This is a genomic window from Prosthecomicrobium sp. N25 (genome assembly GCF_037203705.1).
Lineage (GTDB): Bacteria > Pseudomonadota > Alphaproteobacteria > Rhizobiales > Ancalomicrobiaceae > Prosthecodimorpha.
In genome coordinates this window covers 354209-373999 of sequence record NZ_JBBCAT010000003.1, presented here as the reverse complement: position 1 = coordinate 373999, position 19791 = coordinate 354209, and the positions used below count along the sequence as shown (strand labels likewise).

The following is a 19791-nucleotide window of genomic DNA, read 5'->3' as shown; positions in this document are numbered from 1 at the left end:
CATGAGCCCGACGCCCCTGGAGCACCGCATCAAGGCGATGATCCGGCTGGGCGGTCCCCTGTCGATCGCCGACTACATGGCGGAGGCGCTCGGCGATCCCGAGCACGGCTACTACATGGCGCGCGAGGCGATCGGCGCGGCGGGGGACTTCGTCACCGCCCCCGAGGTCAGCCAGATGTTCGGCGAGCTGATCGGGCTCTGGGCGGTCGACACCTGGATGCGGCTCGGTCGGCCCGATCCGTTCCGGCTGGTCGAACTCGGCCCCGGCCGCGGCACGCTCATGGCGGACGCCCTCAGGGCGGCGCGGATCCGGCCGGATTTCCTGGGCGCGGCGCGGCTGCACCTGGTCGAGACCTCGCCGAAGCTGCGCGCGCGGCAGCGGCAGGCGCTCGCCGGCGGACCGCTCTCCCCGCAGTGGCACGACCGGGTCGAGGAGATCGCCGAGGGGCCGGCGGTCGTGCTCGCCAACGAGTTCTTCGACGCCCTGCCGATCCGGCAATGGCAGCGGGTCGGCGGGCTGTGGCGGGAGCGCGTGGTGGGGCTCGACGCGGACGGTGAGCTGGCGTTCGGGCTCGGGGCCGGCGTACTGACCGCCTCGGAGGTCCCGGGGCGCCTGGCGGGGGTGCCGGAGGGGGCGATCCTGGAGACGGGGGCCGTCGCGGCGGCGATGATGGAGCATCTGGCCGAGCGGATCGTGCGGTCGGGCGGGGCGTTGCTCGCCATCGACTACGGCACGGCGCAGAGCGGCATCGGCGACAGTTTCCAGGCGGTGCGGGCGCACCAGCCGGTCGACCCCCTGGACCGGCCGGGCGAGGCGGACCTGACGGCGCATGTCGATTTCCAGGCCCTCGCGACCGCGGCGCGGCGGGCCCGGGCCGCCGTGCACGGGCCCATGGAGCAGGGCGATTTCCTGCTCGCCCTCGGGCTCGCGGAGCGCGCGGGCCGGCTCGGCGCGGACCAGGACGAGGCCGGGCGGGCGCGGATCACCGGCGAGGTCGCGCGGCTCGTTTCCGCGGAGGAGATGGGGACGCTCTTCAAGGTCATGGCCGTCACCCGGCCCGGGCTCGTGCCGGCGCCCTGGGGGGCGTGAGGCTACTTCGAGGCGCCGTCGAAGGGGATCAGCCTCAGGGCGTCCAGGTCTGCGGCCGGCACGCAGCGCAGGTTGACGGCGCGGGTGTCCGTGCCGTCCGGGCGGCTCGCCTTGGCGAAGCCTTCGAGCCCGCAGGTGCGGCAGAACAGATGCTCGATCCGGTGTGTGTTGAACCGGTAAGTCTGGAGCTCGTCCTGGCCGGCGGTCAGCGTGAAGGCCGAGGCAGGCACGAAGGTCAGGAGCAGGCCGCGCCGGCGGCACCAGGAGCAATTGCAACTGATCGCCTCGTCGGGGATGTCGCCCTCGACCGTGAACGTCACCGCGCCGCAATGGCAGCTACCCTCATACGCCATGGTGTCTTCCTCCCTGTTGCCGAGCCGGCTCCGTCGCTCCCGTGGCGGGCGGACGACGGGCTCCTCCGAGGACGCGGGGCTGATGCGCGATCCTACATTTGACGGGGCGGCTCGGGACCGCCACCATCCGTCTCCCCGCGAAGCAGGAGGTCCCGCGTTGATCGTCGCACCCGCGCTCGGCGCGCTGCCGGGCATCGCCCACGGCTACTTCACCCGCGAGGGCGGGGTCTCCACGGGGGTCTACGACAGCCTCAACATCGGGCTCGGGTCGTCGGACGACCGCGCCAACGTCATCGAGAACCGGGGGCGCGTGGCCGACCGTCTCGGCGTCGCGCGTGGCCGCTTCGTGATGCCCTACCAGGTGCATTCGCCGGACGTGGTCGTGGTCGAGGAGCCCTGGGCGCCGGGCGAGAGCCCGCGGGCGGACGCGCTGGTGACGAACCGGCCGGGGCTCGGGATCGGGGTGTCGACGGCGGATTGCGGGCCGATCCTCTTCGCGGACGGCGGGGCGGGCGTGGTGGGCGCGGCGCATGCGGGCTGGAAGGGCGCCTTCACGGGCGTCGCCGAGGCCACCCTCGCGGCGATGGAACGGCTCGGGGCGGAGCGCTCGCGCATCGTCGCGGTGCTGGGGCCGACCATCTCGGGGCGGGCATACGAGGTCGGCCCGGAGTTCGTCGACCGCTTCCTCGCGGCCGACGCCGGCAACGCGCGCTACTTCGCGCCCTCGAACAAAGCCGGCCACTCGATGTTCGACCTGCCGGCCTATATCGTGTCGCGGCTCCGCGACGCGGGGGTCGGCCACGCGGAGGACCTGGGCCTCTGCACCTACGCGGACGAGGCGCGCTTCTTCTCGTTCCGCCGCATGACGCACCGGGGCGAGCCCGACTACGGGCGGCTCGTCTCGGCGATCGCGGTCACGGGCTGAGAGCGGGCGCAAGACCCGCCGCCCGCCACCGGCAACGAGGGAGATCGGGATGGCGCTTCACTTCAACCGGGACGAATACGCGCTGCGCGAGGCGCGAACGATCGAGGCGATGAGGGCGCGCAAGCTCGACGCCATGCTCCTCTTCGCCCAGGACTCCATGTACTGGCTGACCGGCTACGACACGTTCGGCTTCTGCTTCTTCCAGTGCCTCGTGCTCAAGGCCGACGGCTCCAAGGCGCTGCTCACCCGCTCGGCCGACCTGCGGCAGGCGCAGCGGACGTCGATCATCGAGGACATCCGGATCTGGATCGACCGGGGCGAGGCGAGCCCGGTGCTGCAGCTCAAGGACCTGCTCTTCGAGATGGAGCTGCTCGGCTGCCGGCTGGGGATCGAGACCGACACGCAGGGCCTGACGGCGCGCAACGGGCGGCTCATCGACGACAACCTCGCGACCTTCGCGGACCTCGTCGAGGCGTCCGACCTGGTGCCGCATCTGCGGGCGATCAAGAGCCCGGCCGAGATCGTCTATGTGCGCGAGGCGGCCCGGCTCGCCGACCTCGCCTACGAGGCGGGGATCGCCGAGATCCGGCCCGGCGCGGACGAGGGGCGGATCCTGGCCGCCATGCAGGGGGCGATCTTCGAGGGCGGAGGCGACTACCCGGGCAACGAGTTCATCATCGGCTCCGGGCCCGACGCGCTCCTGTGCCGCTACAAGTCCGGGCGTCGCAAGCTCTCGGAGCGGGACCAGATCACGCTCGAGTTCGCCGGGGTGTACCGGCACTACCACGTGGCCCTGATGCGCACCGTGTGCGTCGGCGAGCCGACGGAGCGCCACCGGGACTTGCACGAGGCGGCGCTCGCGGCCCTGAAGACGGTCGAGGCCGAGATGCGGCCGGGGCGGACGTTCGGCGACGTGTTCGAGGCGCATGCGCGGGTCTTCGACGAACGCGGCCTGATCGAGCACCGGCTGAACGCCTGCGGCTATTCGCTCGGGGCGCGCTTCACGCCGAGCTGGATGGACTGGCCGATGTTCTACAAGGGCAACGCGGCCGTGATCGTGCCCAACATGGTGCTCTTCGCGCACATGATCCTGATGGACTCCGAGACCGGGACCGCCATGTGCCTCGGGCGCAGCTACCTGACCACCGACGGCGACCCGGAGCCCCTCTCCACGGCGCCGCTCGACCTCGTCGCGCGGAGCTAGCGGACGCAGTCATGAAGGTCGTCGATCGGGGGCCGGGCCGTGACCGCGGTTCGGCCCCAGAACGCATTCCGCGGATCCGGGGCCGCTTCTCGTCCGGCGCCCGATCACGCGGGGAAGCGCTCGAAGGCCAGCGTGTTGTCGGAGGAGGCCGACATCAGCAGCGAGAAGCCTTGCCCGAGGATGTCCTTGACGACGGCGCTGGTGGCGACGGGACCGATGATGTGCTCATGGAACTCGCCGACCATGGCCCTGACATGATCGGGGATCGGTGCCCGGAAGATTTCCTTTTCGGCGCCCTCGATGTCGAAGATCACGACGCTCGGCTTCACGCGGTCGAGGAGGCCGCGAAACGAGATCTGCGGAATGCGGATCACCTCTCCTGCGGTCGCGTCGCGCTGGTAGATCGAGGAACTGAGGAAATGGTCGGCCTTGTTGAACTCGACGAAGCCGTCGTCCACGCCCACGGCGCCGTTCACGATTTCGATCGAGACCCGGTTCGCCTGCGCCATCCGGCCGATCATCGGCGGCAGCCGCGGGTTGGCTTCGACCGCCACGGTGTGGCCGGTCGGGCCTGCGAGCGTGGCGGCGCGCGTCGTCACCACGCCAAGGCCGGCACCGAGATCGAGGATCCGGTCCCCCGGCCTGACGACTCGCGCGACGGCCTTCATCTCGGCACGCTCGTAATTACCTTTGAAGAGCGAACGCCGGATTCGGAAGACTTCGTCCGCTCCGCGCATCGGCACCCTGATCCCATCGTAGTCATAGACGTCGGGATCGCGTAACATCGTGACGGCGTAGCGAGCCTTGCTGCTCAGGAATCCGGCGATTTCAGCAATAAGCACGACGAATAACCTCTGGCGACAACATACAACACGCCGACCGGATTGCCTGTCGGTGGCTCAGGAGCGTCGCGGATCGATTGCGCGAATCCTGGCGGGCGGACGGGACCGAGGCCCCGAGCGGCGGAGTTCAGGCGCCCTGGCGGTCGCTCTCGCGACCTGTGCCGTCTCCGTGGGCGATACGACCGGCTGCCTCATGTCGGGGCTCGGGACCTTGACGGACCGCCGGCAGGGGCAGAGCAGAATCCGGCTGTGGAACAGGCTCCGTTTCGACTGAGCCTTGCATCCGGGCGGTCGATATCCGCACGGGGGGGCGTGCAAGGGCACGCATGATGACCTCGTCCCACTTCGCCATGACGCTGTGCGTCGAATACGCGACCATGCTCGCTCGAGCAGCTCTGGCCATGCGATCCTGGCGCGCGCGATCGGGGAGAAGCTCACGCAGGGCGGACGCCAGGGCATCCACGTCTTGCGGGGGAACGAGAAGCCCATTCACGTCAGGCCTGACCATCTGTCTCGGACCCCAGTCGCAGTCGAACGCAATGACCGGCAGGCCTGCGCTGAGGGCCTCTCCTACGACATTGGCGAACCCCTCGAAGCGCGACGACAGAACGAAGACGTGCGCGTCGTCTATCCAGCTGTAGGGTCTCGGCGTGATCCCGGGCAAGACAATGCGGTCGTTCAAGCCGAGCCGGTCACGGAGTGCCTCCAGCCGCTCCCGTTCAGGTCCTTCGCCCCATATGACCAATTTCCATTCGGGCAAGTCCCGAGCCGCCAAGGCGTAGGCTTGGATCAGAAGATCGAAACCCTTCTGTCGAACAAGCCTTCCTACGGCGACCAGGATCTTCTCGCCACCGCGCTCGGCTTGGCTCGGCGGCGCGTCGAACGCGTTGGGGATGACCGCCCCCTTCTTGCGAATGGGTGCAGGGTAGAAGTCGAGCGCTTCTTGCGTGAGGGCGGTGACGCCCGATGCGTGCCGGTAGAGAAGGCTGCGCAACCTATTCCATATGAAGTGTATGTCTTGCTCTCTCGGATTGTTGCGTTCGGAGACGATCACGGGGATGCCGAGCCCGCGTGTCGCGAGCAGGGTCATGACGTTCATCCGCGTGAGGAAGGCGATGACCACGTCCGGCTCCGCTGCCGAGATGGCGCGCCGCAGATTGACCAGCCTCTGGAGGACTTTGACGACCTCCTCATGGCGGCGGCGGCGCCGTATGCCAAGGCCAAGGCCAACCACCGTCACGACGGGAAGGAGCGGGTGAAATGGGGGCGCGGCGTTGGATTCCAGGTTGATAATCGTGACCCGGTGCCCCTGAACTGCCCAGTAATTCGCCATGCTGGAGATGACTTTTTCAGCACCTCCAGCTGACAAGGTCGGGATGGTGAGCGCGATGGAAAGGGGTGTTACACTTGTCATGTCCGCATCAATAGTAGAGCTGACGCAAGGCAAACTGCCAATAAGACGACAACAACAAGCTGCCGCATCTCATAGTAACTCATCTTCTCTAACATGGGATCGCGTGTTAAACGTGAACCTGACATCTGTGATCGTGACTATCTCATCTATTATTTGGATCTCTGGCTTTTTGCAATAGGGTATTTGAGAGTAGTTTTCCGATCATATTGAGAATCATGATTAATTGATCTGCAGTCCGATTTCTTCATTTAACATGACCGCATGATTTCAGGATACCCCAAATGGGTGATTTGCCAGATGTAACATATATTTTTGCTTTTAAAGCAGCTCTATTGAATGTAATAATGCACTTATGTACTCAGGTATATCAATATACTTTCCCTTGATCGAGGGGAATTATTTATGGGGACGGCATGCTGCAGCGGTTGCAGTTACTGTGCTCAAGATCGCATTTCGGGAAACCGGAGATAATCCTGCGGTATGTCATCTAGGTAAGCTCAACTTTTGCGTCGAACGGCGGTCACGACCGGGGGTCCCTCGTCGCGATCGGGCTCGGCCCCCATGCGGCGAAAACGTCAGGGCGGCCCGTCCGGGACGAGCCGGGCCCGTTCTGGACCGTCACCCGGTTTCCCGGTAGACAAGCGGCAGACGCGGAGATGTCCGACGCCCATGCCCGATGCCAGTCCCGTGCCGAATCGCCGTACCGCCCTGGTCCTCGCGGGCGCGGGCCTGCTGCTCGCGGCCTGCGGGCCGGCCACGAACGCCTTCGAGGCGGTGGCGGACGAGGGGGACCTGCCGCCGCATCCGGCCCCGGCGCCGGCCGAGGGCGTCAAGGTCATGTTCCTGCCCTTCGCGGGCGGCGCCGTGACGGCGCTCGACGAGGTCTACCGCAAGATCCGCGAGGTCGCGCGCCGGCAGGGCGGGCCGTCGATCGTGCAGCGGCTGGACGAGCCGGCGACCTACCGGGTGCGGGGGGTGATCACGGCGGTCGGCAGCAATGCCTTGACGACCTTCGTGTTCAGGATCGACGTCCACGACGCCTCGGGCCGCCGCGTGCACCGCTTCTCGGGCCAGGAGATCGGCCCGGCGGCGCAGGGGGACCCCTGGGGGGCGCTCGACAAGGCGACGACCGAGCACCTGGCGCTGCGCATCATCGACGAGCTGCGCGCCTGGCTCAACCGCCCGCGGGTGTGAGGCCGCCGGGCGCAATCGCCCGTCGTTCTTTCGTCGGCTCCCCGGATTCGATCGGGTCCGCGCCGGTTTACGGATGGTCCCGGGATTGCTAGAACGCCCGCGCACCGCCGCGCCACCCCGCGTCCGGCGCCGCCGGCTCCTGCCGCTTCCCGCCTTTCGACCGAGGACGGTCCCCGATGAAGCTCGTGTGCGGAAACTCCAACCGCCGTCTCGCCGAAGACATCGCGGCCTACCTGGAAGTGCCGATGACGAGCTGCCTCGTCCGGCGCTTCGCCGACCAGGAGATCTTCGTCGAGGTGCAGGAGAACGTGCGCGGCGAGGACGCCTTCATCATCCAGTCGACGAGCTACCCGGCCAACGACCACTTGATGGAGCTCCTGATCATCACCGACGCGCTGAAGCGCTCCTCGGCGAAGCGGATCACGGCGGTGCTGCCCTACTTCGGCTATGCCCGCCAGGACCGCCGCTCCTCCGGGCGCACGCCGATCTCGGCCAAGCTCGTCGCCAACATGATCACGCAGGCGGGCGTCGACCGCGTCCTCACGCTCGACCTGCACGCGGGCCAGATCCAGGGCTTCTTCGACATCCCGACCGATAACCTCTACGGCGCGCCGGTGATGACCCGCGACATCAAGGAGCGCTACCCGCTCGACAACACGGTGGTGGTGTCGCCCGACGTCGGCGGCGTGGTGCGCGCCCGGGCGCTCGCCAAGCGAATCGACGCGCAACTCGCCATCGTGGACAAGCGGCGCGAACGGCCGGGCGAGTCGGAGGTCATGAACGTGATCGGCACCGTCGAGGGACGGTCCTGCATCCTGGTCGACGACATCATCGATTCCGGCGGCACGCTGGTGAACGCCGCCGAGGCGCTGCTCGCCCGCGGCGCCAAGGACGTGACCGCCTACATCACGCACGGCGTGCTGTCGGGCGGCGCGGTGGCCCGCATCTCGGCCTCGAAGCTGAAGGAACTGGTGATCACCGATTCCATCCAGCCGACCGAGGCCGTGAAGGCCGCGCCCAACATCCGCGTGATCTCGATCGCGCCCCTGATCGGCGAGGCGATCGCCCGCACCGCGCAGGAGAAGTCGGTCTCGAGCCTGTTCGACTGACCGGCGCCGGCCCCGGTGCGGGCCGGACCCCTGGCTCGGCGGCCCGCGGCTTCCTATCTTCACCTCCAGACGGAGGTGTCCCATGGCGAGCGAGAAACAGCGGCAGAAGATCGTGGACGGGCTCCTCAGCCTCGTCAGCGACCGGGAGTTCGACCGGATCGGTTTCGGTGAGATCGCCGACAAGGCGGGGCTGACCCTGGCGCAGCTGCGCCAGGCCTATGACGGCAAGTTCGCCATGCTGGAGGACTTCACCCGCCGGATCGACCAGGAGGTCATCGGCGAGGAGGACGAGGGCATGGAGGCGGAGCCGGTGCGCGACCGGCTCTTCGACGTGCTGATGCGGCGTTTCGATGCGCTGGCGCCCTACAAGGCCGCGGTGGCCGGCCTCCTGCGCTCGGCGCGGCGCGACCCGCTGCTCGCCGCGGCCCTCAACACCAACGCGGTCACGTCCATGCGCTGGATGCTCTCGGCCGCCGGGCTCGATCGCGGCGGCTTGATGGGGCTCGCGCGGGCGCAAGCGTTGGCCCTCGCCTGGGCCCGCGTGCTGCAGGTGTGGCTCGAGGAGGAGGACCCGGGGCTGGCGAAGACCATGAAGGCCCTGGATGCCGCCCTGAAGCGGCTCGAGCGCATCGGGCGCGGCGCGGAGCGGCTGGAGCGCGCCCTCGGGCCGCTCGGGCGCTGCCTGCCGGGAGGGCGCCGCCGTCGGACGCCGCCGCCCCCGCCGCCGGCCGAGTCCTCGCCCGACGCGGCTATGGCGCCGGCCTGACGTTAGGGAATTCTGCCTTCGAGAGGCCATGATCTGGCGCCACCGTGCGGGGATCCGGCCTTTTCCGAGGAGACCGCCATGGCCTGGATCCCACCGCCCGCCGCCGTGGCCGTCAATCGGTTCGGCCTCGGCGCCAGGCCTGGCGAGATGGCGCGGATCGCCGCGGATCCGCGCGGGGCGGTTCTCGCCCAGCTCGACCGGCCCGTAGCGGCGCTGCTGCAAGGGCCCGGACTGCGGCCGAGCGACGAGGCGATCCGGGCCAACCGGTATGCCGAGATCGAGCGTGAGGCCGCGCGGGCCCGCAAGCTGACGGTTGCGACGGCGGCCCCGGTCCAGGCGGGCAAGCCGGGCGGGGACGGGATGGCGGCCCCCGACATGGCCGCGCCGCGCCCGAACGTACCCGAGCCGCCGCCGATCGATGCGCAGATCTTCCAGGACGAGATCGTCGCCCGCCTGCGCCGGCAGGTCGCGACGGAGACGCCTCTCCTCGAACGGTTGGTCCTGTTCTGGTCGAACCACTTCGCCGTCGCCGCCTCGAAGAGCGGGGCGGTCAAGTCGGCCGTCGGCGCCCTGGAACGCGAGGCGATCCGGCCGCACGTGCTCGGGCGCTTCGCCGACATGCTGGCGGCGGTCGAGACGCATCCGGCGATGCTGCTCTACCTCGACAACACGCAGTCGGTCGGCCCGGCCTCGACGGTCGGGCGAAACCAGAAGCGGGGCCTCAACGAGAACCTCGCGCGCGAGATCCTCGAGCTGCACACGCTCGGCGTCGACGGCGGCTATTCCCAGGAGGACGTGACCAACCTCGCCCGGGTCATCACCGGCTGGATGATGACGAGCCCGGACGACGACCTCTTCCACGGTGGGCGCTTCACCTTCGCGGTGCAGCGGCACGAGCCGGGGGAGCACCGGGTGCTCGGCCGCGCCTACGCGCCGGACCTGCACCGGCAGGGACTGGCCGCGCTCGCCGACCTCGCGCGGCATCCGGCCACGGCGCGGCACCTGGCCGTCAAGCTCGTGCGCCATTTCGTGGCGGACGAGCCCCCGGCGGAGCTCGTCGCCCTCCTGGAGCGGCGCTACCGGGAGACGGACGGGGACCTCGGGCAGGTCGTCCGGGCGCTCGTGACGGCGGACGCGGGCTGGCGCGCGCCGCCCGCCAAGCTCCGGACCCCGCAGGAGTTCCTGATCGGCGCCCACCGGACGATCGACCGCACCCCGGAGTTCGGGCCCGTGCAGCAGGCGCTCGGCCTGATGGGGCAGCCGATCTTCAATCCGCCCGGTCCGAACGGATGGCCGGACCGCACGTCCGACTGGCTCGCCCCGGCGGGTCTCTCGGCCCGACTCGACGTCGCCGCGCAGCTCGCCCGGTCGGCGGGCGACCGGGATCCGCGGCGGGTGATCGCCGAAGTGCTGGCGGACGCGGTGTCGCCGGAGACGCGGGACGCGGTGATGCGCGCGGAGAGCCGGCAACAGGGGCTCGCGCTCCTGCTGATGTCCCCGGACCTGCAGAGGAGGTGAGGCGATGGCGGTCATTCCGGACCAGGGGCTGTGCGAGAGGCCCGACCCGACCCGGCGGCGCCTTCTCGCCGGGGGCGCCGTGCTCGCGGTCTGGCCCTTTGTGCCGCGCTTCGCCCAGGCGGCCGGCGGGCGCGACCCGCGGATGGTGACGATCATCCTGCGCGGGGCGCTCGACGGGCTGTCGGCTGTGGCACCGCTCGGCGACCCGGACTACGCGGCGCTGCGCCAGGGCATCGCCCTCGGGCTCGACGGTCCCAACCCGGCCTTCGCGCTCGACGGCTTCTTCGCCCTGCATCCCGCCATGCCGACCTTCGCGCGGCTCTATCGCTACAACCAGGCGCTCGTGGTCCACGCGACCGCCACGCCCTACCGGGAGCGCTCGCATTTCGATGGGCAGGACGTGCTGGAAAGCGGGCAGCCGGGTCCGGGGCTCGTCGCGAGCGGCTGGATGAACCGGGCGCTCGGAGCGCTGCCGACGGGCGACCGCGTGGCGGCCCGGGGCGGCATCGGCATCGGCGCGGTGACGCCGCTCGTCATGCGCGGCGAGACGCCGGTGCTCGGCTGGACGCCGCCGTCGCTTCCGAAGGCCGGCGACGACCTGGCGGCGCGCGTGCTCGATCTCTACCGGCATGCCGACCCGGCGCTCGGCGAGATCCTCGGCCGCGGCCTCGGGTCGGACCGGATCGCCCGCGACTCCGGCCTGTCGGGCGACGCCGCCAAGGCGCGCGGCGGCTCCGCGACCGCGGAGGGCATGAAGGCGGCCGCGGCGGGGGCCGCCCGCCTGATCGCCGCCGACGACGGGCCGCGGCTCGCCGCCATGGCGTTTGACGGCTGGGACACCCATGCCAACGAGGGCGGGGCGACGGGCCGGCTGGCGCAGCTCCTCGGCGGCCTGGACGGGGCGATCGCGGCCTTCGAGGCAGGACTCGGGGACAAGTGGCGCGACACGGTCCTGCTCGTGCTGACCGAGTTCGGCCGGACGGCCCGCGTCAACGGCACGGTCGGAACCGACCACGGCACCGCCACGGTGGCCCTTCTGGCCGGCGGAGCGGTCAAGGGCGGGCGCATCCTGGCGGACTGGCCGGGGCTCAGGCCCGAGACCCTGCACCAGGAGCGGGACCTCAAGCCGACGACCGACCTGCGCGCCGTGATCAAGGGCGTGATGGCGGAGCATTTGGGCCTCTCGGCGGGCGTGCTCGGCGCCACGGTGTTCCCGGACTCCGCCGCCGTGAAGCCGCTCTCCGGGCTGATCGCCTGAGACCGCCGGGCGACCCGTTCAGCCCGGGATCCTGAGGATCGCGCGGAGGCCGCCGGGCGGCCCGTTCAGCCCGGGATTCTGAGGATCGCGCGGAGGCCGCCGAGGGGGCTTTCCTCGAGGCGGACGTCGCCGCCGTGGCCGCGGACGATGTCGCGCGTGATGGCGAGGCCGAGGCCGGTGCCGCCCTCGTCCTGGTTCCTGGCCCGGTCGAGCCGGTAGAAGGGGCGGAAAACGTTCTCGCGCTCTGCCTCCGGCACGCCCGGGCCGTCGTCGTCCACGACCACGTGCAGGTAGCCGTCCTCGTGACGGGCCGAGACCTCCACCCGTTCGGCGTAGCGGCAGGCGTTGCCGACGAGGTTGCCGACCGCGCGCTTGAAGGCGTTCGGCCGCAGGATGACGAGCGGCGGGCCGGTGAAGCGCTGGGTCACCGTGAAGCCGGCGCGGTCGGCCTCGGCCGCGATGGCGCGCAGCATCTCGGCGATATCGGTCGGGGAGGCCGCCTCGTCGCCGTCGCCGCGCGCGAAGGCCAGGTAGGCCTCCAGCATCGACTGCATCTCGTCGATGTCGGCCTCCAGATCCTCCACCTCCGGGCCGCCGCCGATGAGCGCGAGCTGCAGCCGGAAGCGGGTCAGCACCGTGCGCATGTCGTGGCTGACGCCCGCCAGCATGGTGGTGCGCTGCTCGATCTGGCGCTCGATGCGGCGGCGCATGTCGACGAAGGCCTGGGAGGCCTTGCGCACCTCGCGCGCGCCGCGGGGGCGGAAGTCGGGCGGAACAGGGCGGCCCTTGCCGAAATTCTCGGCCGCCGCGGCGAGCTGCTGGATGGGCCGGATCTGGTTGCGCAGGAAGACGATCGCGATGGCGAGCAGGAAGATCGAGGTCGATACCATCCAGACCAGGAAGATGTGCGAATTGGAGGCGTAGGCCTGGCCGCGCCGGGCGAGGACGCGTAGCACGCGCCCTTCGAGCTGGATGCGGATCTCGATCAGGTCCGATCGGCCGACGGTGTCGATCCAGAAGGGGCGCCCGATGATGCGCACGATCTCCTCGGAGAGCGCCGTGTCCAGGAGCGAGAAGAAGGGCTTGGGCGCGGGCGGGGGCAGGGGGTCCGGCGGCAGGATGGAGACGGAGAGCGAGAAGTCGCGCCGGGCGATCTCGGTCAGCCGGTCGTAGTCGGCGTCCTGCGGGTAGGTCTCCAGGACCGAGATCAGGGCCGAGATGTCGCGCGTCACCGCCTCGGAGAGGCGGCGGGTGACCAGGTTCCAGTGGCGCTCCATGAAGACGTAGGCGACGACCGACTGCAGGATCAGCATGGGCAGGATGACGATCAGCAGGGACCGGGCGAAGAGGCCCTTCGGCATCCGCTCGCCGAGCGCGCGGGCGATCGCCCGCCAAAGGCCGGCGAGGCGGCCGAGGGGGCTGCCTGGCGCGGAGTCCGGCTCCGCCGTCGTCCCGCTGCGCGTGGCTGGTCTGTCGAGCATCCTCACGGGCCGGTCCGGGTTCGCGCCGGCCCGGCCTCCCTCAGTCGATCTGCAGGCGGTAGCCGATGCCCCGGACCGTCTGCAGGTAGAGCGCGTTGGCCGGGTCGGCCTCGATCTTGCGGCGCAGGCGGTTGATCTGGACGTCGGCGGTCCGGTCGCCGAGGGCGTTGTCGGACCCGACGATCTCGTGGCGCGGGATGGTCTCGCCGGGCCGTTCCGCGAACATGCGCAGGAGCTGGCGCTCGCGGTCGGTCAGGCGGATCAGCTCGTCGCCCCGCTTCAGCTCCTGGCGCTCCAGGTGGAACACGAAGGCGCCGAAGCGGACCTCGGCCGACTTCGGCCGGACCGCGGCGGCGCCGCGCTTCAGGATGTTGTTGATGCGCAGGATCAGCTCGCGCGGATCGAAGGGCTTCGACAGGTAGTCGTCGGCGCCGAGCTCCAGGCCGCGGATGCGGCTCTCGGTCTCGGTCAGCGCGGTCAGCATCAGGATCGGCACCTCGGAGTTCCGGCGCAGCGACGCCGTCAGGTCCATGCCGGTCTCGCCGGGCATCATGACGTCGAGGATGAGCATGTCGAAGTCGAAGGTCTCGAGCTTCTTGCGGGCCTCGGCGGCGCCCTCGGCGACGGTGACGCGGAAGCCCTGGCGGCCGAGGAAGCTCGACAGGAGGGAGCGGATTCGACTGTCGTCGTCGACGACGAGGAGATGGGGGGCCTCGTCGGGCAGGGGCTGCGGGCGCGGTTCGGCGTTCGGGTCCGGCATGGGCGATGTCCTCACGGCCGGGCGGCGAAGCGGGCCGTCTCGGCGCGCTCGTCGTCGTTGATCATCTGGCGCAGGAACTCGCGGGCGGCCTCGGCGCCGCCGGGCCCGAGGGCTGCGAGCGCGGCGGCGATCCGGCGCGACTGGGGCTCGGCCAGGCGCAGGGCGAGGCTCCGGCCCTTCGGCGTGGCGAAGAGCAGGCGCTGGCGGCGGTCGGCCTCGCCCGTCTGCTGCTCGACGTAGCCGCCCTCGACGAGTTCCCTCAGGACCCGGCCGAGGCTCTGCTTGGTGATCTTCAGGATGTCCAGGAGCTCGGCGACCGCCATGCCGGGATTGCGGTTCACGAAGTGCAGGACGCGATGGTGGGCGCGGCCGAAGCCGAACTCGTCGAGGATCGCGTCCGGGTCGCCGATGAAGTCGCGGTAGGCGAAAAAGAGCAGCTCGATCATCTCCCAGTGGGGCTCGCCGGACGCGTCCGGGCCGGAGGACCCGGCCGGCGGCGCGGCGGAGGGTCGGGAGGATGCCGAGAAATTTATGTCAGCCATATTGACTTATTTCGTTCCGTTCGTTACTTCCAGAGCCGTCACGACGAAAGGATCGTTCTCGTCGCGGCCTTCGGGTCTCCGCCAACCCTGCGTTGCCGGCACCCCGGCGGCGGCAGGCTGGCGCGGTCGGCGTCGTGGGTGCAAGATATCGACTGAAACGCCGCAACGCAAAAGCAGATACGGCGCGCATCGGGCGCCGGACGACGGATCCTTCCCCCGCGCAGGCGGGTTCGGAAGCGGGCTCCCGGAACCGGAGCCCCGGCACCAGCCGTCCGCCGCCGGCCGTCCCAAGGCACAGGAAACCCGGAGAGGAACATGGCTCTGCCCTTCGACCAACTCGACGGCGTCATCTGGTTCGACGGCCAATTCGTGCCGTGGAAGGACGCCAAGATCCACGTGCTGACGCACGGGCTGCACTACGGCAGCTGCGTCTTCGAGGGGCAGCGGGCCTATGGCGGCGTCGTCTTCAAGCAGACCGAGCACCACCAGCGCCTGCACACCTCGGCCGAGATCCTGGGCTTCAAGCTGCCCTATTCGGTGGAGGAGCTGAACCGGGCCTGCGAGGAGCTGCTGGTCAAGATGAACCTGGTCGACGCTTATGTGCGGCCGGTCGCCTGGCGCGGCTCCGAGATGATGGGCGTGTCGGCGCAGAACAACACGATCCACGTGGCGATCGCGGCCTGGCAGTGGCCGAGCTACTTCAAGCCGGAGGAGCGCGCCCGCGGCATCCGCCTCGACATCGCCGAGTATCGCCGCCCCGACCCGCGCACCGCGCCGTCGAAATCCAAGGCGGCCGGGCTCTACATGATCTGCACGATCTCCAAGCACGCGGCGGAGAACAAAGGCTATGCCGACGCGCTGATGTGGGACTGGGAGGGCTACGTCGCCGAGGCGACCGGCGCGAACGTGTTCTTCGTGCAGGATGGGAAGATCCACACGCCCTTGGCGGACCGGTTCCTGAACGGCATCACGCGGCAGACCGTGGTCGATCTCGCCCGGCGGCGCGGCATCGAGGTGGTGGAGCGGCGCATCAAGCCGGAGGAGCTGACGGGCTTCTCCGAGTGCTTCCTGACGGGCACCGCCGCCGAGGTGACCCCGGTCTCGGAGGTCGGCCCCTACACGTTCAAGCCGGGCGAGATCACGCTCGGACTGATGAACGACTACTTCGCCGAGGTGCAGCCGAAGCGGGCGGCGGCGGAGTGAGTCACCCGCCCGCCTTGCCGGCCCCCACCTTGGCGCCGAGGACGAAGCCGGCGACCATGCCGAGGGGGGTGAAGTAGAGGAAGGGCACCCAGGCGCAGTAGCCCTCGAAGCAGCTCGTTCCGGCGATCGCCGTGAAGGCGAAGCCGGCGAGCATGAAGAGGAGCCCGCCGACGATCATCAGGACCAGGCCCCAGCCCAGCGCGAGCCGGGTGGCGCGGATGGACTGCGGCGTCACGGGCGGGCGTCCGCCGCCGGCCGGGGCCGGTCCGGCCGCGACGCGACCCGCCGGGCCGGGCGGGCCGTCTTCGAGGGAGCTGCCGGCCGAGCCGGGCGCGCGGGCGGGTCCGGCCGCCATCAGGCCCCGCCCCAGCGGGCCGCCGCCGCGTCGTCGGCCTCGCGGGCGTCGACCCAGCCGCCTTCGGTGCCGTCCGCCCGGTGCTCCTTCTTCCAGAAGGGCGCGCGGGTCTTCAGGAAATCCATCAGGAACGCGGCCGCCTCGAAGGCGGCGTGCCGATGGGACGAGGTGGCGACCACGAGCACGATCGGCGCGCCGGGCGCGATCCGGCCGAAGCGGTGGATCGCGGTCAGTCCCATCACGGGCCAGCGGCGGGCGGCCTCCTCTGCGACCCGGACGATCTCGGCCTCGGCCATGCCGGGGTAGTGTTCGAGCTCGAGGGCCGCCAGGGTGCCGCCCTCGGCGCGGCAGAGACCCGCGAAGGTGACGACCGCGCCGACGTCGGTGCGGCCGGCGGTCAGGCGGGCGACCTCGGCCTCGGTGTCGAAGGGTTCCGCCTGGACGCGGACCGTGATGGGGATCTGGCTCATGGCTCGGGGCTCCTCGGGCCCGCGGCTCAGCCGCCGGTCATCGGCGGAAAGAGGGCGACCTCCCGGGCGCCCGCGATCGGGGCTTCGGCACGGACGTGCCGCTGGTCGACGGCGACCCGGATGACCTCCGGCCGCTCCAGGGCATGGTCGTATTCCTCGCCGAGGCCCTTCAGCCAGCGCAGGAGGTCTCCGGCGGTCTTCACGTCGGCGGGCGGCTCGAGCGTCTCCTCGGCCTTGCCGATGCGCTCGCGAACCCAGGCGAAGTAGAGGATCCTCACGCCTTCTCCTCGATCAGGTGGCCGATGCCGGCCCGGAAATAGTCCCAGCCGGTATAGAGGGTCAGGATGGCGGAAATCCAGAGGAGGACCAGGCCGAACACGGTCACGTTTGGCACGATCTTGTCGCCCGCGGGGCCGGCGATCAGGAACCCGATCGCGACGAGCTGGGCGGTCGTCTTCCATTTGGCCAGCCGGGTGACGGGCACGCTGACGCGCAGCTCGGCGAGGAACTCGCGCAGGCCCGAGACGAGGATCTCGCGGCACAGGATGATGACAGCGGCGAAGACGGTCCAGTTGCGGATGGTCTCGTCGTCGACGAGGACCAGCAGGCAGGAGGCGACCAGGAGCTTGTCGGCGATCGGGTCGAGCATGCGCCCGAGGGCCGACTGCTGCTGCCAGGCGCGGGCCAGGTAGCCGTCGAAGAAGTCGGTGACGGCGGCCGCGATATAGATGACGAGGGCGACCCAGCGCGAGAAATCCGTGGGCAGGCCCGGCAGCGCGAAGCAGGAGACGACCACGGGGACCGCGGCAATGCGGCCGTAGGTCAGAAGATTGGGTACGCTCCACGCCGACATCCGGCCGCTCCACCTCGCCCGCCCCCGGCCCGCACCGTCGCGACGCGGATCCGGCGGGGCCGGCCTTTTTCTCTCCGACGCCGCCGAAGCGGCGCGGACGTGTGCGGTCCTGACAGAGCATGGCCGGGCGCCGGCCGTCAACGGCGCGTCAGCCCGGAGGGAGCCCGCGGTCAGCCGGTCTCGCCCTCGTGGAAGAAGTCGTAGATGGTCTCGGCCATGCTCTCGGAAATGCCGTCCACCGTCATCAGGTCGCCGATCCCGGCCTTCGAGATGGCCTTGACGGTGCCGAAGTGGCGCAGGAGGGCCCGCTTGCGGGTCGGTCCGATGCCGGCGATCTCGTCCAGCGTCGACTGGCCGATCGCCTTGGAGCGTTTCGCCCGGTGCGTGCCGATGGCGAAGCGGTGGGCCTCGTCGCGCAGGCGCTGGACGAAGTAGAGGACCGGGTCGCGCTCCGGCAGCATGAACTCCGGCCGGCCGTGAATATGGAACTTCTCCCGGCCTGCATCCCGGTCCGGTCCCTTGGCGATGCCCACGAGCGGAACGTCCTGGTGGATGCCGAGGTCGGCGAGGACCTGGCGGGCGACCTCGAGTTGGCCCTTGCCGCCGTCGATCAGCACCAGGTCGGGCCAGGGACCGAAGCCCTGCTCGTCGCGCGGCGCCTCGGCCTTCGGGCCGGCCTCGCGGACGAGGCGGGAGAAGCGGCGCGTCAGCACCTCGCGCATCATGGCGTAGTCGTCGCCAGGGGTGAGCTCGGTCGAGCGGATGTTGAACTTGCGGTAGTTCGCCTTCGCGAAGCCCTCCGGCCCGGCCACGATCATGCCGCCCACGGCGTTGGTCCCCATGATGTGGCTGTTGTCGAAGACCTCCACGCGGCGCGGCGCCTCCGGCAGGCCGAAGGCCTCGGCGAGGCCCGCCAGCAGGCGGGCCTGGCTCGAGGATTCCGCGAGCTTGCGGCCGAGCGCCTCGCGGGCATTGAGCAGGGCGTGGTCGACCAGGTCCTTCTTCTCGCCGCGCTTGGGCACGGCGATCTCGACCCGGTGGCCGGCGCGCTCGCACAGCGCCTGCTGGAGCAGGTCGCGCTCCTCGAAGTCGTGCGAGAGGAGGACCAGTTTCGGGACGGGCTTGTCGTCGTAGAACTGCGCCACGAAGGCCTCCAGCACCTCCCCCTCGCCGAGCGACTTGTCGGCGCGGGGGAAATAGGCGCGGTTGCCCCAGTTCTGGCCGGTGCGGAAGAAGAAGACCTGGATGCAGGTCTGCGCGCCCTCGTGGTGGGCGGCGAAGACGTCGGCCTCTTCGACCGAGTGCGGATTGATGCCCTGGTGCGACTGGACGTGGGAGAGCGCGGCGAGCCGGTCACGGCAGACGGCGGCGCGCTCGAAGTCGAGCGATTCGGAGGCCCGCTCCATGGCGGCGGCGAGCTCGGCCTTCACGGCCTGGCTGCGCCCGGACAGGAAGGCCTCGGCCTCGTCGACCAGCCGCCGGTAGGACGGCAGGTCGATCTCGCCGGTGCAGGGGGCCGCGCAGCGCTTGATCTGGTGGAGCAGGCAGGGACGGGTGCGGCTTTCGTAGACGCTGTCCGAGCAGGTGCGGATCAGGAAGGCCTTCTGCAGCGCGTTGATGGTGCGGCCGACCGCGCCGGCCGACGCGAAGGGGCCGAAATACTCGCCCTTGCGCTTGCGGGCGCCCCGATGCTTGACCAGCGCGGGGGCCTCGTGGTCCTCCGCGATGAGAATGTACGGGAAGCTCTTGTCGTCGCGGAGCAGGACGTTGAAGCGCGGCCTCAGGCGCTTGATGAGATTCGCCTCGAGCAGGAGCGCCTCGGTCTCCGTCCGGGTCTGGACGAATTCCATGGCCCGTGTCTCGCGAATCATGCGCAGGATGCGAGAGGAGAGGCCAGCGCCTCGGGCATAGTTGCCGACCCGCTTCTTGAGGTTGCGGGCCTTGCCGACGTAGAGCACGTCTCCCTTCTGGTCGACCATCCGGTAAACACCGGGGGCGTTCGGCAGACGCTTCACCACGTCGGCGATGATGTCGGCGCCCTGCAGCAGCGTGGCGTCCTCGCCCGCAGCGTCCAGGAGTTCGTGATCTTCGGCCATTGCGATCCGGTATCAGGGGGATTCGGGAGCGTCGCCTAATATAGCGTCGCCAGCGTGCGGTCTGAACCGCTCAGCGCCGAATTAGCAGCGCTCGTCCGATTCTCAAATTCTTGTTATCACGGAACGAAACCAAGACATCCGTCCTGACATTTCTGATCAGGAGCTGCCTGATGGCGAAGATATGGCAGAGATGTCTCAATTGTGTCCTGAATGCGATAGCGTCGCGTCAATACGTAGTCCTGCAGCTATGCGGTCCGTGAACTCCCGCACCACCCCGCGGCGGCCGTGGTTAACGCAAGGTAAATCTGTTGCTTGCTTGTATGTGTTGCAATTCTGCACTCGCCGACGCAGGGGCGCC

20 protein-coding genes are annotated in these 19791 nt (G+C 69.9%); 9 read left to right on the top strand and 11 right to left on the bottom strand.

Going from position 1 to position 19791, the window contains the following annotated elements; genetic code table 11:
* Position 1 precedes the first annotated feature (1 nt).
* On the top strand, positions 2 to 1090 hold the full coding sequence (locus WBG79_RS20920; RefSeq protein ID WP_337359166.1) for a class I SAM-dependent methyltransferase: 1089 nt from the start codon (positions 2 to 4) through the stop codon (positions 1088 to 1090).
* Positions 1091 to 1092: 2 nt separating this feature from the next.
* Here the strand turns inward: WBG79_RS20920 and WBG79_RS20915 are convergent, their stop codons facing one another.
* Complete coding sequence (locus WBG79_RS20915; RefSeq protein WP_337359165.1) at positions 1093 to 1443, bottom strand: GFA family protein; 351 nt, start codon at positions 1441 to 1443, stop codon at positions 1093 to 1095.
* Positions 1444 to 1603: 160 nt separating this feature from the next.
* On the opposite strand from WBG79_RS20915, the gene pgeF reads away from it, so the two are divergent.
* Complete coding sequence (pgeF, locus tag WBG79_RS20910) at positions 1604 to 2368, top strand: peptidoglycan editing factor PgeF (RefSeq protein ID WP_443147498.1); 765 nt, start codon at positions 1604 to 1606, stop codon at positions 2366 to 2368.
* A gap of 49 nt (positions 2369 to 2417) precedes the next feature.
* Positions 2418 to 3572 carry a M24 family metallopeptidase gene (locus WBG79_RS20905; RefSeq protein ID WP_337359163.1) on the top strand — a complete coding sequence of 385 codons (1155 nt, stop codon included), beginning with the start codon at positions 2418 to 2420 and terminating at the stop codon, positions 3570 to 3572.
* Positions 3573 to 3676: 104 nt separating this feature from the next.
* On the opposite strand, the gene WBG79_RS20900 is transcribed toward WBG79_RS20905, so the two are convergent.
* Both WBG79_RS20900 and WBG79_RS20895 read right to left on the bottom strand, forming a co-directional pair.
* A complete protein-coding gene (locus WBG79_RS20900; protein ID WP_337359162.1) occupies positions 3677 to 4240 on the bottom strand; it encodes an FkbM family methyltransferase in 564 nt (187 codons plus the stop codon).
* 301 nt (positions 4241 to 4541) lie between these two features.
* Entirely contained in the window at positions 4542 to 5828 is a 1287-nt protein-coding gene (locus WBG79_RS20895) for a glycosyltransferase family 4 protein (RefSeq protein WP_337359161.1), read from the bottom strand.
* 669 nt (positions 5829 to 6497) lie between these two features.
* On the opposite strand from WBG79_RS20895, the gene WBG79_RS20890 reads away from it, so the two are divergent.
* The 5 genes from WBG79_RS20890 (at position 6498) to WBG79_RS20870 (ending at position 11673) form a co-directional block, all read left to right on the top strand.
* Positions 6498 to 7022 carry a hypothetical protein gene (locus WBG79_RS20890; protein ID WP_337359160.1) on the top strand — a complete coding sequence of 175 codons (525 nt, stop codon included), beginning with the start codon at positions 6498 to 6500 and terminating at the stop codon, positions 7020 to 7022.
* Between the two features lie 176 nt (positions 7023 to 7198).
* Positions 7199 to 8131 (top strand): ribose-phosphate pyrophosphokinase, encoded by a 933-nt coding sequence (locus WBG79_RS20885; protein ID WP_337359159.1) that lies wholly within the window; start codon positions 7199 to 7201, stop codon positions 8129 to 8131.
* A gap of 82 nt (positions 8132 to 8213) precedes the next feature.
* Positions 8214 to 8897 carry a TetR/AcrR family transcriptional regulator gene (locus tag WBG79_RS20880; protein WP_337359158.1) on the top strand — a complete coding sequence of 228 codons (684 nt, stop codon included), beginning with the start codon at positions 8214 to 8216 and terminating at the stop codon, positions 8895 to 8897.
* Between the two features lie 78 nt (positions 8898 to 8975).
* Positions 8976 to 10415: a DUF1800 domain-containing protein gene (locus WBG79_RS20875; RefSeq protein WP_337359157.1), complete on the top strand. Its 1440-nt coding sequence runs from the start codon at positions 8976 to 8978 to the stop codon at positions 10413 to 10415.
* A 4-nt stretch (positions 10416 to 10419) separates the two neighbouring features.
* A complete protein-coding gene (locus WBG79_RS20870) occupies positions 10420 to 11673 on the top strand; it encodes a DUF1501 domain-containing protein (protein WP_337359156.1) in 1254 nt (417 codons plus the stop codon).
* 65 nt (positions 11674 to 11738) lie between these two features.
* Here WBG79_RS20870 and WBG79_RS20865 read toward each other — a convergent pair whose 3' ends face one another.
* The 3 genes from WBG79_RS20865 to WBG79_RS20855 form a co-directional block, all read right to left on the bottom strand.
* Positions 11739 to 13034 carry an ATP-binding protein gene (locus tag WBG79_RS20865; RefSeq protein WP_337359382.1) on the bottom strand — a complete coding sequence of 432 codons (1296 nt, stop codon included), beginning with the start codon at positions 13032 to 13034 and terminating at the stop codon, positions 11739 to 11741.
* 160 nt (positions 13035 to 13194) lie between these two features.
* Positions 13195 to 13914, bottom strand: a complete 720-nt coding sequence (locus WBG79_RS20860) for a response regulator transcription factor (RefSeq protein ID WP_337359155.1) — start codon at positions 13912 to 13914, stop codon at positions 13195 to 13197.
* Between the two features lie 11 nt (positions 13915 to 13925).
* On the bottom strand, positions 13926 to 14456 hold the full coding sequence (locus tag WBG79_RS20855; RefSeq protein ID WP_337359154.1) for a MarR family winged helix-turn-helix transcriptional regulator: 531 nt from the start codon (positions 14454 to 14456) through the stop codon (positions 13926 to 13928).
* Positions 14457 to 14771: 315 nt separating this feature from the next.
* Between WBG79_RS20855 and WBG79_RS20850 the strand changes: the two genes are divergently transcribed.
* Positions 14772 to 15659 carry a branched-chain amino acid aminotransferase gene (locus WBG79_RS20850; protein ID WP_337359153.1) on the top strand — a complete coding sequence of 296 codons (888 nt, stop codon included), beginning with the start codon at positions 14772 to 14774 and terminating at the stop codon, positions 15657 to 15659.
* 1 nt (position 15660) lies between these two features.
* Here WBG79_RS20850 and WBG79_RS20845 read toward each other — a convergent pair whose 3' ends face one another.
* From WBG79_RS20845 to uvrC, 5 genes are all read right to left on the bottom strand, one after another.
* Positions 15661 to 15894 (bottom strand): hypothetical protein, encoded by a 234-nt coding sequence (locus tag WBG79_RS20845; protein ID WP_337359152.1) that lies wholly within the window; start codon positions 15892 to 15894, stop codon positions 15661 to 15663.
* Positions 15895 to 16013: 119 nt separating this feature from the next.
* Complete coding sequence (locus tag WBG79_RS20840; protein WP_337359151.1) at positions 16014 to 16484, bottom strand: molybdenum cofactor biosynthesis protein MoaE; 471 nt, start codon at positions 16482 to 16484, stop codon at positions 16014 to 16016.
* 26 nt (positions 16485 to 16510) lie between these two features.
* A complete protein-coding gene (gene moaD / locus WBG79_RS20835; protein ID WP_337359150.1) occupies positions 16511 to 16762 on the bottom strand; it encodes a molybdopterin converting factor subunit 1 in 252 nt (83 codons plus the stop codon).
* Positions 16759 to 17337, bottom strand: a complete 579-nt coding sequence (pgsA, locus tag WBG79_RS20830) for a CDP-diacylglycerol--glycerol-3-phosphate 3-phosphatidyltransferase (RefSeq protein ID WP_337359149.1) — start codon at positions 17335 to 17337, stop codon at positions 16759 to 16761. The genes moaD and pgsA overlap by 4 nt, the downstream gene beginning before the upstream one ends.
* Positions 17338 to 17507: 170 nt before the next feature.
* A complete protein-coding gene (uvrC, locus tag WBG79_RS20825) occupies positions 17508 to 19433 on the bottom strand; it encodes an excinuclease ABC subunit UvrC (protein WP_337359148.1) in 1926 nt (641 codons plus the stop codon).
* Between the last annotated feature and the right edge of the window lie 358 nt (positions 19434 to 19791).